The sequence below is a fragment of the Microbacterium sp. CH12i genome, assembly GCF_000685355.1.
Taxonomy (GTDB): domain Bacteria; phylum Actinomycetota; class Actinomycetes; order Actinomycetales; family Microbacteriaceae; genus Microbacterium.
The window spans coordinates 81,385-92,722 of record NZ_JHET01000007.1 but is presented as its reverse complement, the minus strand read 5'-3'; the positions used below and the strand labels follow the sequence as shown (position 1 = coordinate 92,722).

Genomic DNA, 11,338 nt, shown 5'->3' with positions numbered 1-11,338 from the left:
CGTCCCTCCTTAGATGAACAGGACGTCGATGACGTCGTTGTCGGCGGCTGCGGCCTCAAGAGCGAGGCCGACGGGGTTGGTGGTCGATCCGATCGTCTGGATCTTCCCGGCCGCAGCCGCAGAGACCTTCACGCCAGCGACGATCGCAGCCGAGGCGGTGAGCGGATGCACGCCCCCGGGCCGCATGTACACCGTGACCGGATCGCCGGCCAGAGCGTCGAACGCGGCGACGCCGACGACATCGGCAGCGTCAGCGCCCGCGGGGCCGACCGTGCGGTTGCCGGTGACCTCGACCAGACGCCCACCGACCACGTTGGCCGATGCGGTGAAGGTCACAGCCTGTCCGGGCTTGAACTTGGGCAGGTAATCAGCCATGATCAGGCACCTTCCTTCTCGTCGTTGCCCCAGCCCGCCTGGGCGTAGAGCGAGTCGTCGGCGCTGGTGAGGGTGTCGGAGTGACCGACCTCCTCGACCGGAACCGTGTTGGCGGCCAGCGAGCTGATGACCGCGGAGGCGGCCGTCTCGTCGGCGTCGAGCATCGCGCGGAACTGCGGAGCAGATGCCGCGCTGATACGCCCCGCGGACAATGCATCGCTGATGATGCCGTCGCGGCGTGCGGAGATCTGCTCGTTACGTGCCTCGCGGCCAGCAACGGCATCCGCGCGCAGCTGGGTGAGGACGTTGTCCTCGATCAGCTGCGTGCCAGACGGGATCGATGCGGCGGCAGCCGCGGGGGTTTCGGACTGCTCCGCGAGTACCTCGTCGACAGCTGCGAGCAGCGTCTCGTCGGTTGCAGCGGCATCGGTCACGCCGAGCCGCTCGCGAAGGCCAGCCGTCAGATCGTCGTAAGCCACGACGTTCTCCTTTCGGTTGGGGTCACCCGGCTCGGACGAGCTCGGGAGCTTTATGGGCGCCACAGCGCCAGTGGTGTGAAAGCCGAGACGTGCGCGCGCGGCCTGGTACATGTCGTCGATATCGTCGCCCTCAAGCGGCTCGATCGAATCGTCGTCCGCTCCGGCCGTCGAGGTCTCCCCCGCGTCCTTCACGACTGCGACGCGGTCGGCAAGCCCGACTTCAACGGCCTGCTGCGCCGTGTACCAGGTCTCCGCCGAGAGCAATTCGCCCCATGCGGACTCCCCTGCCTTGTCGCGATAGATCGAGATGATCGACTCCTCGATGCCATCGAGAACGTCAGCAACCTTCCGCATGTCAGCGGCATTACCCCAGACGATCGACGACGGCGAGTGGATCATCATCTGCGTGCCCGGCGACATGACAGTCTCATCGCATCCCGCTGCGATCACGGATGCTGCGGATGCGGCCAGGCCGTCGATGACTCCGATCACGCTCGCCTTGTGGGCGCGCAGCATGTTGAGGATCGACATCGCTTCGAATACCTCGCCGCCAGGTGAGTTGATCCGCAGGATGATCTGCGTCACCGTGTCGGGCAGGCCGTCGAGAACGTCGCTGACGTCGCTCGCGCTGATGCCCCACCATCCGCCGTAGGAGTCGATCGGACCGTACATCCGGATCGTGGCGATGCTTCCCTCACCGGCAGGTGCGGGCATGGTGATCGCGTCGAAGAACTCCGCCTTCGACTTCGGCGGGCTGTTCTTGCCCCAGTACCGGTTCACACCGGCGTGCTCGTTCGTCATGCGGCCTCCTCAGCTGGCGTCGATGGCATCCGGCTCACGTCGGGTCCATCACCGGAAATGTCGGCACCGGCGCGGCGGATGATGTCGCGCGCTTCGTCCTGTCTCAGCACGGGCTTGTCCGTGCCGAGGTAGATCTTCTGAACGACCTCAGCAATGAACTTGGCGAGTTCGCGTGCGGTCTCGTCGTCCCCCGCGTCGGGTGCGAGGTCCTCGACTGGCAGACCGAACTTGTCACGCACGTATGCCCGTAGTCCGTCGTCCGGCTTGACCGCGCCGGAATCGATGAGCGACTTGATCGCCTCAGCGGTGATCTGCTGCTGCTCGCCGATCCCCGCCGGCACCAGGCGCGGTGCAGGTTCGTTCGGTCCCCAGTTCAGATCGACGAGGTCTTCGATGACGTGCTGCTGTGTGATGTCGGCGATGTGCTGCGCGACAGCGTTCAGCGAGTCCGTGAAGAAGTTCGCGAACGTCGACCCGAGGGCCCACGATCCTGTCTCGGTTCCGAGGTTCAAGAAGTGGGCAAGTACTGCGCGAGCGATCTGCTCGTCGTAGTACCGGATCGGCTTGTCGAGGTCGGGAATCTTCCCTGTCACACCGACGAACTCGAGCTTGGATCCAGGACCCACAGAAGCACCGGCGGCCTCGCCAGCACGGGCATCCTTCGCGATCTTCAGACCGCGCTTGATCTCGTCATCCAGCCAGGCGACGACCTTGTCGAAGTCCTCGCCCTCGGGCGGCGTGCCGACCGTGAACACCGGAAGGCCAAGGCCGTTGCGTTCCGCTGCGAGTGCCTGGATGCGCAGAACGCGATCCTTGAGCAGCCACATCTTGTAGGCCGAACGGAGTAGCGACTCGCCAAGCCAGTTCGCGCCTTCGCGCTCGTTCACGAAAGCGACGAGGCGAGCAACAGGAATGCGCACGCTACCGCGCCCAGCGAGACCACCCTGCTTGATAGCGACCAAGCCGCCATCCTTCGCGACCTCGATATCCGAGATCGTGCGCGGCGGCCGCCATGCGAGCTTCGCGAGATGCGTCGCCCCGTTGGACTGGTCGTAGACCTGCTCGAAGAACGAGTGACCGTAGACGAGCTCGAGCAGCGCGAGGCGCAGGAACTCCTTGAACGAGAACCGGCCCTTCGTGCGCTGCGGTGCGGCGGCGGGCTGGCCCTTGATCGGCAGACCGAGGTCTGCCGCTATGTGCTCGACGACCTCGGGGCGGCATCCGGTGCCGTCGATCGCCCACTCGGTGCGCATGATCGGCAGCGTGACAGCGCGGAGTACGGACTTTACCTGCGGATCTTCGCGGCGCATCCGGTCGAACACGTTGATCGACTTCGGCCACTGAAGGTCAGGATTCTCTTCGTTGGTCTCGCCGATCCAGCTGCCCCATCCGGGAAGTGAGCCGTCCGTCTGATATCCGATCTCAGCCAAGGCGAACCCCCTTCATCAGAACCGCGCGATAGCGAGATCTACTTCGTTATGAGCGACGTCGTCGCGAGTGAGTACTGCAGCCTTCGGCGGCGGCGGCGTGCGCTTCTTCGGGGACGCTTCGGACTTGAGTACGCCCCATAGCGCCCAGGTCACGGCCTGCACCATCGACACGGGCTTGCTCGGGTCGGACTGTTCCCACGTCATACCGGCCCGGCCGATGTTCCGCGTCGTCGCTAGCTCAAGCGACTTCGTGACTTCTTTCTGCGGACGGTGAGGGACGAGCCCGGCGTTCACGTGCTCGATGAACAGCGTGTGTGCCGCAGCGATCTCGTCGAGGTTCATCGCGAGGTACTTCACCTTCGCGTGCTCCAATGCCGAGATAACTGCCGCAGCGTTCTTCGGATCGAGGACTACCAGGGCGTTTCCGTACTCGGTTTTCAGCTTCTTGAGCATCGGTGCGATCCAGCGCGTGCTTGACTCAGTGTGGATGTGCTCGACGGCGATCGACTCTGAGTCCACTCGCACCGCGGCGCCGATGGTGCCGTATCCTCCGCCGCGGCCGAGCGCCAGGGACAGCACCACGCCATCCCCGCCGACGGCTGCGTTCTCGTCGGCGTGACGCTTCCACACTTCGATGTCGAGCTCAGAGAGCTTCGCAGCTTCTTCAACCTTGCGGCTCGGCCAGATCGACAGCCGCTGCCGGGAGAACGCATCTGGGTTCGTCTGCCCCATGCGATCCCAGTCATCCTGGACTGTCTTCCACGCAAGCCGGATGCCGAGCCCCGGGTTACCCTCACGCCACACCTGCGGGCTGCCGAGGTCAAGTTTCGCCGCGGTCTTCGGATCATCAGACCCGACCGGCGTGTGCTCGATCCAGCCGGTACGTTCGAGACCGCCCATGCGGCCACGATCACGCAGACCCTCGAAGTACTCGCCGTCCTGATCTTCCTTCGGGACCGTGCCCGTGAACAACACCTGTTTGTTCGGGCTGGCATCCGTCGTCGGCAGCAACGCCTCAAGGATCGTAAGAGGCGAGTGCTGCGCCTCATCAACGATCAGCACGTCGAACGAGATTCCAACGCCAGCAGATCCGGTCCGGGTGAAGAAGATCAGGCGGTTGCCGTTCTTCAGCTCGATCGCCCAGTTGCCGTTTCCAGTCGAAATTCCAGTAACGCCCTGCGCCGTCTGCCGACCACCGCCGACAAGCTCAGCGCGGAGGATCGGAGAAGCGAGAATCGCGCGGCGCGCGCGGCGGAAAGCCTCGCGGGCCGTGGCACCCTCGTGCGCGGTGTGACCAATCAGCTTCGGCGCGCCATCCTCACGCGGCCACAAGAACAGATGAGCAAGCTCATACGGGAGCAAGATGTTGCCCTTGCCCTGCTGACGAGAGACCAGGATCCCGAACTCAGTCGCCGCCCATTGCCCGTCAGCGTCAATCGAAGCGTCGCCTCAAGCGCACCTTCCTGCCACGGATCGCAACGAATGTTGGCGAGGTCACAGATGTCGAGAACGTCATCAATCAGAGTGTCGAGACGACTAAGAGGCAGCGCCCTTACTCGGGGCTCTTGCAGCCCGAGCAGCGCGGGCTTCGGCGAGTTGCTCGGCAAGGGTCAGCTCCTTCGGCGCATCACGCGGCCCGCTGACAGCTCGACGGCAGAACGGAACTCACGCGCAATCGGCGCAAGCCGCGTCGGGTCCTTCTTCGCAATCGAAGTGAACGCGGTACGAAGAGTGTCGACGATCAGCTTCATATCGTCCTGAACCACGTCATCGTCGACAGCATCGCTCAGTGCAGGCGCGACGGGCGCCGCCGAGGCAGCAGGTGACCGCCGCGAGTTCCGACGCCCCTCCGCATGCGCGTCACGACACGCATCATCAACGGGCTCGCCGTTGCGGAGATGCCGCCGGTACGCCGATTCGGTGCCGCAAGGCGCTTTGGGTCGTCCCATTCCCCCCACCCCCTTCAATTCCCCCACATTCGTGAATTAACACACGGAGAGAACTGCCAGGACCGCGCGGGAGACTGGCAGTGATGGGGCATGTCTGGATTTTCTGACGATCTGGGATCAGGCGCGGGCGTCAGGGCCATCGGAGAGGCCGCGGAGGGCGTTCTCGACGGCTTGCATGGCCTCAGCGGTATGGATCGTGATCACGCCAGGCGAGTCCTCAGATGCGCGCAGGGGGACGCTCACGGCACCCACCTCGCAAGGCTCTCCGTCATCCCCCACAGCGAGGAACACACGAAGCTCATCGTTCCGGCGAGCATGGCCATCAGTCGGCGCTGCTCGTCACGAGTGCCGGGGATGTCTCGGCCATCAGCTCGGCGCGCTCCTCGGTGCTCAGCCCGGGCGCCTCGATGATCTCGTCGACGACGAGTCCGCGTGCACCATGCATGCTGCGAGGCGTGACGATAGCGACCGGATCGATGCCCACGGCTGCAGCGTGCTCAGTGCCCGCACGCTTCGATGGCGCAAGGACGATGAAGCGGCGATCCGGGTCAGGTGCGACATAGAGGGTCGCGGCGACCTCGTTGAGCACTCCGGCAAGGCGTTCCCATCCGCGTGCGGGCTCACCCTCGGCGATGACGACGTCTACCTTGTTGCTTATAGCCATGATGGTGTCCTCTCGGTCAGGTGGCTGCCCAGATCTCGGCGACGGCGTTGTCGCTCTTCCGGGAGTTGCACGACTTGTGCATCGGGATGAGGATCTGGCCGACGAGCCGGCCGCCGTTCGCGAGCGCCTGGTCATGGTCAGCAGTGAACGATAGGCGGTGAGTGTGTGGCAGGTCGGTGTCGATCTGCTCGCCGCATCCCCAGCCCGACGGTGATCCATACCCGCACGGGAGGCTCTGCGCCTTCGTGCGGCGCTTGAGCGCGGCCTGCAGGCGACGGTAGGCACGGTGGCCCTTCCCGTCACGGATGCTACGACTACCCACGCAAGCACCTCCGACGAGTCACGGCCGATAGGATCAGAGGCTGCTGTACGACAATGACGCTGTCAGGAGACCCGCGATGACCGAACAACTGAACTTGATGAGCCTGGTCTCGTCTATAGCCTCGCTGGTACTCGCGATCGTGGCTATTGCACTGGCCATCGTTTTTTTTCGTACTGGCGTCGAAGCAAGCCGAGAGCGCGAGATCCGCTTCGAACAGCATTGAAGGAGCCGTCGACCGTCTCGAGTTGCTGTTCAACAGGATGTATTCGGACACGTTTTTCCATCGTCAAGAAGACGATGGACGACATGAGCAGTCACATCTGGCGAAAGGAGGACGCTGCTGCCTCCCCTTCGGAAGAAAGTGAGGCGTCCGCCGAACTTCTAGAGCAGATGGCGAAGATAAGCACAGAGCTCGGCATCACGCGGGAGCAAGTGGCTGGCCTGCAATCTCGAATGGACCCGGTGGTTCGCGAGTCAGTCAACGAGCTCGCCAGCAGAGTTCCGTTGCGGTCACGTGTTATCCGCTTGCTCTCGTTTCGGCAGCAGCGCAACAGTGAATCGCTAACCCTTGATGAGATTGCTAAGGCGCTTGCGCGGCGAGAAGATGTGGAGCCTGGCGAGCTCGCGAACCTTCTATTCGAGTTGCGCGCGGAAGGGCGTGTCACATGGGACGGCGACGGATCGACCCTGAAAGGTTCCGACGTCATCCGTTTCACGCCTAGGAGCAAGAGCGCACCTTCGCCCAGCACCAGTTAAATCTGTGCCCCGCCGCCCATCACCGCTCGAGTGTGCGCATCATGCGACCGTCTTCGGCTGCTCTCTCAGCGCCGACCCTCTCACCAGGTCACGCGAGGTCATGGCAGCACGTCGCTTGCAGAGGGATGTGAGCGTGTGGTGGCGGGGGCAGTGCCCAGCAACGACGAAAGCCCCGCCGATCAGGGCGAGGCTTTCCGTCACTACTAGTGCATGCACAGCATAACAGGAGTGGCGGCCACGTTTCCGGCCGATCTGCTCGGCGTGTCCTCTGGCGCCTTCTATATGGCCCCCTATCGATAGTGTGTGGACACACGAGCATCGAGGAGCGACCATGTACAACCTGTCCGAACAATTGGCATCGGCTATCGACTACAACTGGTCGGATCTGAAGGGCAGCCGCTACCCGCAGCAGTACCCGTACTGGGTTGAGCAGCTCAGCGATCGGATCGAGCTTTGGCTCGACGGCGAAAAGTTCACGTATCTTGAGCTCAGACGAGACGCGTTTGGAGCGTATGAGTCAACCCGCCTCACACTTTTCGGCTTGACCGAGCGTTTCGCGCTGTTCGTTACCATCGACAAGCCCGCCAACTCCGCGAACCATTCCGCCGAGACCCAGTGGCACCTCGTCGAACGCAAGTCGATCAAACACCTCGATACAACCGTGGTGAAGGAGTCCGGACGGGACTGGCTGACGGTAACAGCCGAGTGGGACGGCATCCCCGATCGCCTTGAGTTTCCTCCCGCCACGCGTTACGAGATTGACGCGGACGCGCGCCGCGAGTTGTTCCTCAGCCTCCGGGACGATCGGTTCCCCCGGGAGATGGCTCCATAGGCTGCCTCCCAATCTCGACATCCGCAGCGGCCCCAGCCGCGACGATCGCTTCAAGTTGTGCTTTCCAGAACGGCATGCGCCATTCCTCATCCATGTGATCGATGAACGTGGCTGGTAGGTGCTTCTGGTCGGGATCAAGCCCAGCGCGCATCTTCGCCACCCGCACGGCCGTGTCAAGGTCGCTGACCGTCCAGTGCGCCGGATCGGCGACGATGTGATCGAACTGCTTTGAGCAGACCCACTCGGTGCCGTACGAGAGTCCGTAATCGATCGCTGCCATGAACCTGCCGCAGTAGCCGCACTTCATGGCTGTCTCTCAATCTCGACATCTGCCGACGTGTCCCACAGGGTGCGGGCGACGCGATCGTTCTTGTTCACGCGCGGGCGGCTCGGAGTGTCCCATCCCTTACGTGGCGGGCGCTTCGCGATAACCCGATACCCAGCTGCTCGGAGGCTCGCGCCGCTCTCGCCGTCCTGTGTGTAGGTGATGAGCCGGTCGTAGCCGAGCGCGAACGCAGCGCGGCGTGCAGCCCCGTACAGCATCGAGTTCGCATTGCGGGTGCCGTCCGTCGCCGTGCGGATCACTTCGAGAGTGAATCCCTCTGCTTGGATCACGGACGACACGGGACGCCCGATGATCGCCACACCGACCAGCTGTTCGCCCTTCGCGACGCCTATGCTGAACTTGTGCCCGACCGGGCGCTCGTGGTGCCGGTGATGGGCGTCCACGAACTCCTGCGCGTGCCTGAGGTCCACCGGCACGATCCGAAGATCACTCACGATGCCTCCCAATCTCGACATCTGCCGGGCGGTCGAACTCATCGAGCGCGAGGTTGTCCAGGCATTCGGCCCAGGTGATGACACCGCCCTCGTGTTCCTCCCAGCTCTCTCGCGAGCATTCCTGGCAGATGTCGACGCGCTCGGTCGGGCACTCGTCGTGGCTGCAATCGAAGGGGCACTCGCTATCCGAGTAGACGACCTCGTTGACCTTCGTGTGCGTGCTCATGCCTGACTCTCAATCTTGTGATCTCCCGACACAAGGCGCACCAGACTGCTGACCTTCTCCGGCCCGATGGCGCCGCCGAACGACTCCACGATGCGGGGATCATCTTCGTCAAGCTGGTCGCGCGTCAGGTCTACGATGATGCGCTTAGCCTCGGCCTTGCTTGCGCCCGAACTACGTGGATCTTCTCTAGCGCCTGAGACACGCTCACGTCGTACAACCGCTCACGCTTTGACATCGTGTCTCCCAATCTCGTGGTTTGTGGTCTTGGCAGGTCGCCCGGTCTTCGCCTTCATCTCGCTCCTCAGCTTCACGAGCTCGGAATGCCGGAACAGGGTCGTGCGCACGCCCGCGACGTAGATCTCCCCCGCCGGCGTGATCTGCTCGTTCTTTCGCCATCGGCGCAGCGTGCGCAGTGAGCCTGCGACCTTCGCGGCGTCGTCACGGTTCAACAGCGGGTCTCCCCACTCAGGGCGAGGGACAGCCTCCTCGTCGAGGTCATTCGGGACCTCCCACGTCGGCTCGCCCTTCGTGCGACGCTCCACACCCCACTTATCGACCGCGTCCTGCACGGACCAGAAGTCTCGGAGGCCCTCGAACGGTGGATGCCGATCCAGGAACCCGATCCCCAGCACGCGCACATGCTCTGCGTCGTTCACGAGATCCGGGAGAACCGCCTCGAGCGTGCGGTGATCTGCGAACCGTTCCCACGAGTGCAGCGTGTGCCAGACATCGTTCAGCGCATCCAGCAGATCAGCGTCCACGGGTGCCGGCGGCTCGACCGCGGCCGCCCGCCCACCCGGCGCCTTATCCGTCGGCGTCGCCTTCAACGGGTCCGCCAACGACTGCAGCCGCCCCATCAGATCATCCGCATCCCTCACCAGGCCACGCAACCGGTAGAAGCAGCTGTCACAGATCAGCGCATGATCACGGGCAGGTTTCTCAGCACAGCCCGTGCACTTCTCCGGAGTATTCGGCAGCGCGGCGACGGCGGACACCAGGCCCTCCTCGATCCCGTACCAGGCGCACGTCGCATAGTGCGATCCCCTCTGCTTGCACCCACGGATGCAGTAACGCTCGCTCATCGAAACAACCTCCCGCCTGTCGGGCAGTTATGCCCGAGCTGACCGCACGCCATGCACCGCGCCTCTTGAATGTGGATCTCGATCTTCGGCTTCTGCTTCTCCTCGACCACGGCGAGCGCGGTCGATGCCAGGGTGCTGACCAGCTGTGTGAACTGGCCCTCGCTGAGCACACCGAATCCGCCGTCGTAGGCCTCATCGGCGATCGCCCGCTCGAGCTCGACGAGCAGATCAGAACGGAGTGTCATCGCCGAACCCTCCCCACTCGCCCTCGGCAGGCTGCTGCGTCGGCCACTGATCGGTGGACGCGGCCGCCGGTGCGGATGCCGCGGGGCGCTGCTGACCATCGGTGCGCGCGGCGCGGGTGACCACGGCCGTGGCGTATCGCAGCGACGGTCCGATCTCATCCACCTCGAGCTCGATCGACGTCCGCTGGTTCCCCTCGCGGTCCTGGTAAGAACGCTGACGTAGGCGACCCTGCGCGACAACACGCATGCCTTTCGTCAGACTCCCCGCGACATGCTCAGCGAATTCACGCCAGCACGACGCACGAAGGAACAACGCATCGCCGTCCTTGTACTCCCCCGACGCCTTGTCGAAGTGTCTTGGCGTGCTCGCGATCGTGAAGTTCGCCACCGGCAGTCCGTTCTGCGTGTAACGCAGCTCCGGATCCGCCGTCAGGTTCCCCACCACTGTGATTACTGTTTCGCCGGCCATCAGACCAGACCTTCCTCTCGTAGTTTTGCCTCAGCGAGAGACACCCGCTGGAACGTCGCCGCATCGCCGCCTGCGTCAGGGTGGGCGCTTCTCTGGGCGGCGCGCAGGACTCCCCGCAGGTCGTTGCCGATCTTGACCTGATGTGCCTCGCGCTCGTCGCCAGCGAGTCCAAGCAGGAATGCAGTCGCGTCGTCGATGCGTGCGAAGCCGGCGGGCGCGGCGGTCGCTTCGATGGCGAGGAACCCTCGATACTGTTCGCCTCGCTTAGTCACCCCGTAGCGATCGACCTTCCGGAGTGCTTCGAGCGCGAGCGCGACGGCACGCAGATTGTCCTGCCATGACGTGAAGGTGTCGCACGGATAGGACAGGTGGCCGTGCCGGGAGTCGATCGAGAAGATGATGCCCGGGTGCTCGGCCTTCGCGTTCGCGTACGGGCGCCGTCGAGGCGGAATGCGCCAGCGGGGATCGCGATCAGCACCTCGGCGGAGTCCTGCTGCGCCTTCGTGTCCACGATGTTGTAGATCTCTCGGCGCAGGATGCGCAGCGTGTCCGAGAACGTCGCACTGAAATTCGATGCGCGCCGCTGTCGGGTGAGTTCTCCCGGCCAGTCTCCAATGGGACCGACCTTCATCGTCTCGGGCCAGTTGCTCATGCCGATCTCCTCTGCTCTGCGAGCCACCGCTCGCGCTCTCCTGCGATCGCTCGTCGCAGCTGTTCTGTCTTCTCTTCGAACTCGCGTTCCGCTTCGACCTCGGGCGGGGTTACTGGCTGCTCACGCGCCAATCTCGTTCGGCGGCCGGCGTGGACTTGCAGGGACGAGACGAAGAGTTCGAACTGCTCATCGGCAACCATCCAGCGGTCGTCGCGACGGTCCATCACAAGGTCAGAAGACATCTCCCCACACCTCCCCCGTCGCTCTCGTCGTTGC

Annotated in this window: 20 protein-coding genes; 3 read left to right on the top strand and 17 right to left on the bottom strand. The window is 64.0% G+C overall.

The genetic code is table 11. The features are described 5' to 3' along the window. Nucleotides 1-9: 9 nt before the first annotated feature. The 8 genes from DC31_RS08875 to DC31_RS08845 form a co-directional block, all read right to left on the bottom strand. Nucleotides 10-375 carry a DUF2190 family protein gene (locus DC31_RS08875; RefSeq protein ID WP_036279116.1) on the bottom strand — a complete coding sequence of 122 codons (366 nt, stop codon included), beginning with the start codon at nt 373-375 and terminating at the stop codon, nt 10-12. A gap of 2 nt (nt 376-377) precedes the next feature. Continuing rightward, nucleotides 378-1,655, bottom strand: a complete 1,278-nt coding sequence (locus DC31_RS16975) for a head maturation protease, ClpP-related (RefSeq protein ID WP_152545386.1) — start codon at nt 1,653-1,655, stop codon at nt 378-380. Next, nucleotides 1,652-3,085, bottom strand: coding sequence for a phage portal protein family protein (locus DC31_RS08865; protein ID WP_036279113.1), 1,434 nt, complete (start codon nt 3,083-3,085; stop codon nt 1,652-1,654). The genes DC31_RS16975 and DC31_RS08865 overlap by 4 nt, the downstream gene beginning before the upstream one ends. A gap of 15 nt (nt 3,086-3,100) precedes the next feature. Continuing rightward, nucleotides 3,101-4,447 (bottom strand): hypothetical protein, encoded by a 1,347-nt coding sequence (locus DC31_RS08860; RefSeq protein WP_036279110.1) that lies wholly within the window; start codon nt 4,445-4,447, stop codon nt 3,101-3,103. Between the two features lie 248 nt (nt 4,448-4,695). Next, nucleotides 4,696-5,034 (bottom strand): hypothetical protein, encoded by a 339-nt coding sequence (locus tag DC31_RS08855; protein ID WP_036279107.1) that lies wholly within the window; start codon nt 5,032-5,034, stop codon nt 4,696-4,698. A gap of 117 nt (nt 5,035-5,151) precedes the next feature. Further along, complete coding sequence (locus tag DC31_RS19920) at nt 5,152-5,277, bottom strand: hypothetical protein (RefSeq protein ID WP_268748229.1); 126 nt, start codon at nt 5,275-5,277, stop codon at nt 5,152-5,154. A 79-nt stretch (nt 5,278-5,356) separates the two neighbouring features. After that, nucleotides 5,357-5,698, bottom strand: coding sequence for a hypothetical protein (locus DC31_RS08850; RefSeq protein WP_036279105.1), 342 nt, complete (start codon nt 5,696-5,698; stop codon nt 5,357-5,359). Nucleotides 5,699-5,714: 16 nt separating this feature from the next. Continuing rightward, nucleotides 5,715-6,020 carry a hypothetical protein gene (locus DC31_RS08845; protein ID WP_051606664.1) on the bottom strand — a complete coding sequence of 102 codons (306 nt, stop codon included), beginning with the start codon at nt 6,018-6,020 and terminating at the stop codon, nt 5,715-5,717. A 76-nt stretch (nt 6,021-6,096) separates the two neighbouring features. On the opposite strand from DC31_RS08845, the gene DC31_RS18420 reads away from it, so the two are divergent. The 3 genes from DC31_RS18420 to DC31_RS08835 all read left to right on the top strand — a co-directional run bounded on the left by DC31_RS18420 (nt 6,097) and on the right by DC31_RS08835 (nt 7,608). Next, entirely contained in the window at nt 6,097-6,243 is a 147-nt protein-coding gene (locus tag DC31_RS18420) for a hypothetical protein (RefSeq protein ID WP_160173216.1), read from the top strand. An 83-nt stretch (nt 6,244-6,326) separates the two neighbouring features. Next, a complete protein-coding gene (locus DC31_RS08840) occupies nt 6,327-6,776 on the top strand; it encodes a hypothetical protein (RefSeq protein ID WP_152545385.1) in 450 nt (149 codons plus the stop codon). Nucleotides 6,777-7,107: 331 nt separating this feature from the next. Beyond that, on the top strand, nt 7,108-7,608 hold the full coding sequence (locus DC31_RS08835; protein ID WP_036279099.1) for a hypothetical protein: 501 nt from the start codon (nt 7,108-7,110) through the stop codon (nt 7,606-7,608). On the opposite strand, the gene DC31_RS08830 is transcribed toward DC31_RS08835, so the two are convergent. The 9 genes from DC31_RS08830 to DC31_RS16955 all read right to left on the bottom strand — a co-directional run bounded on the left by DC31_RS08830 (nt 7,565) and on the right by DC31_RS16955 (nt 11,304). Continuing rightward, nucleotides 7,565-7,888, bottom strand: a complete 324-nt coding sequence (locus DC31_RS08830; RefSeq protein WP_152545384.1) for a hypothetical protein — start codon at nt 7,886-7,888, stop codon at nt 7,565-7,567. The genes DC31_RS08835 and DC31_RS08830 overlap by 44 nt on opposite strands. A gap of 23 nt (nt 7,889-7,911) precedes the next feature. Further along, nucleotides 7,912-8,388 carry an XF1762 family protein gene (locus tag DC31_RS08825; RefSeq protein WP_051606661.1) on the bottom strand — a complete coding sequence of 159 codons (477 nt, stop codon included), beginning with the start codon at nt 8,386-8,388 and terminating at the stop codon, nt 7,912-7,914. Then, on the bottom strand, nt 8,381-8,614 hold the full coding sequence (locus tag DC31_RS18125) for a hypothetical protein (RefSeq protein WP_036279089.1): 234 nt from the start codon (nt 8,612-8,614) through the stop codon (nt 8,381-8,383). The genes DC31_RS08825 and DC31_RS18125 overlap by 8 nt, the downstream gene beginning before the upstream one ends. Before the next feature lie 221 nt (nt 8,615-8,835). Then, nucleotides 8,836-9,696 carry a hypothetical protein gene (locus tag DC31_RS08810; protein ID WP_152545383.1) on the bottom strand — a complete coding sequence of 287 codons (861 nt, stop codon included), beginning with the start codon at nt 9,694-9,696 and terminating at the stop codon, nt 8,836-8,838. Next, the gene (locus DC31_RS08805) at nt 9,693-9,941 is read right to left on the bottom strand and encodes a hypothetical protein (RefSeq protein ID WP_036279080.1); all 249 of its coding nucleotides are present in this window, start codon (nt 9,939-9,941) and stop codon (nt 9,693-9,695) included. The genes DC31_RS08810 and DC31_RS08805 overlap by 4 nt, the downstream gene beginning before the upstream one ends. After that, nucleotides 9,925-10,410 (bottom strand): single-stranded DNA-binding protein, encoded by a 486-nt coding sequence (locus DC31_RS08800; RefSeq protein WP_036279077.1) that lies wholly within the window; start codon nt 10,408-10,410, stop codon nt 9,925-9,927. Before DC31_RS08800 ends, DC31_RS08805 begins: the two co-directional genes overlap by 17 nt. After that, complete coding sequence (locus DC31_RS16965; protein ID WP_051606652.1) at nt 10,410-10,682, bottom strand: hypothetical protein; 273 nt, start codon at nt 10,680-10,682, stop codon at nt 10,410-10,412. Before DC31_RS16965 ends, DC31_RS08800 begins: the two co-directional genes overlap by 1 nt. Continuing rightward, nucleotides 10,679-11,062, bottom strand: a complete 384-nt coding sequence (locus tag DC31_RS16960; RefSeq protein ID WP_051606650.1) for a hypothetical protein — start codon at nt 11,060-11,062, stop codon at nt 10,679-10,681. Before DC31_RS16960 ends, DC31_RS16965 begins: the two co-directional genes overlap by 4 nt. Then, nucleotides 11,059-11,304 carry a hypothetical protein gene (locus tag DC31_RS16955; protein WP_051606649.1) on the bottom strand — a complete coding sequence of 82 codons (246 nt, stop codon included), beginning with the start codon at nt 11,302-11,304 and terminating at the stop codon, nt 11,059-11,061. The genes DC31_RS16960 and DC31_RS16955 overlap by 4 nt, the downstream gene beginning before the upstream one ends. Between the last annotated feature and the right edge of the window lie 34 nt (nt 11,305-11,338).

What these genes read in the sequence shown, in the direction of transcription:
- DC31_RS08875 (WP_036279116.1), bottom strand. Translation starts at nt 375, where the DNA reads ATGGCTGATTACCTGCCCAAGTTCAAGCCCGGACAGGCTGTGACCTTC.
- DC31_RS16975 (WP_152545386.1), bottom strand. Translation starts at nt 1,655, where the DNA reads ATGACGAACGAGCACGCCGGTGTGAACCGGTACTGGGGCAAGAACAGC.
- DC31_RS08855 (WP_036279107.1), bottom strand. Translation starts at nt 5,034, where the DNA reads ATGGGACGACCCAAAGCGCCTTGCGGCACCGAATCGGCGTACCGGCGG.
- DC31_RS08850 (WP_036279105.1), bottom strand. Translation starts at nt 5,698, where the DNA reads ATGGCTATAAGCAACAAGGTAGACGTCGTCATCGCCGAGGGTGAGCCC.
- DC31_RS18420 (WP_160173216.1), top strand. Translation starts at nt 6,097, where the DNA reads ATGACCGAACAACTGAACTTGATGAGCCTGGTCTCGTCTATAGCCTCG.
- DC31_RS08840 (WP_152545385.1), top strand. Translation starts at nt 6,327, where the DNA reads ATGAGCAGTCACATCTGGCGAAAGGAGGACGCTGCTGCCTCCCCTTCG.
- DC31_RS08835 (WP_036279099.1), top strand. Translation starts at nt 7,108, where the DNA reads ATGTACAACCTGTCCGAACAATTGGCATCGGCTATCGACTACAACTGG.
- DC31_RS08830 (WP_152545384.1), bottom strand. Translation starts at nt 7,888, where the DNA reads ATGGCAGCGATCGATTACGGACTCTCGTACGGCACCGAGTGGGTCTGC.
- DC31_RS18125 (WP_036279089.1), bottom strand. Translation starts at nt 8,614, where the DNA reads ATGAGCACGCACACGAAGGTCAACGAGGTCGTCTACTCGGATAGCGAG.
- DC31_RS08810 (WP_152545383.1), bottom strand. Translation starts at nt 9,696, where the DNA reads ATGAGCGAGCGTTACTGCATCCGTGGGTGCAAGCAGAGGGGATCGCAC.
- DC31_RS08805 (WP_036279080.1), bottom strand. Translation starts at nt 9,941, where the DNA reads ATGACACTCCGTTCTGATCTGCTCGTCGAGCTCGAGCGGGCGATCGCC.
- DC31_RS08800 (WP_036279077.1), bottom strand. Translation starts at nt 10,410, where the DNA reads ATGGCCGGCGAAACAGTAATCACAGTGGTGGGGAACCTGACGGCGGAT.
- DC31_RS16960 (WP_051606650.1), bottom strand. Translation starts at nt 11,062, where the DNA reads ATGAGCAACTGGCCCGAGACGATGAAGGTCGGTCCCATTGGAGACTGG.
- DC31_RS16955 (WP_051606649.1), bottom strand. Translation starts at nt 11,304, where the DNA reads ATGTCTTCTGACCTTGTGATGGACCGTCGCGACGACCGCTGGATGGTT.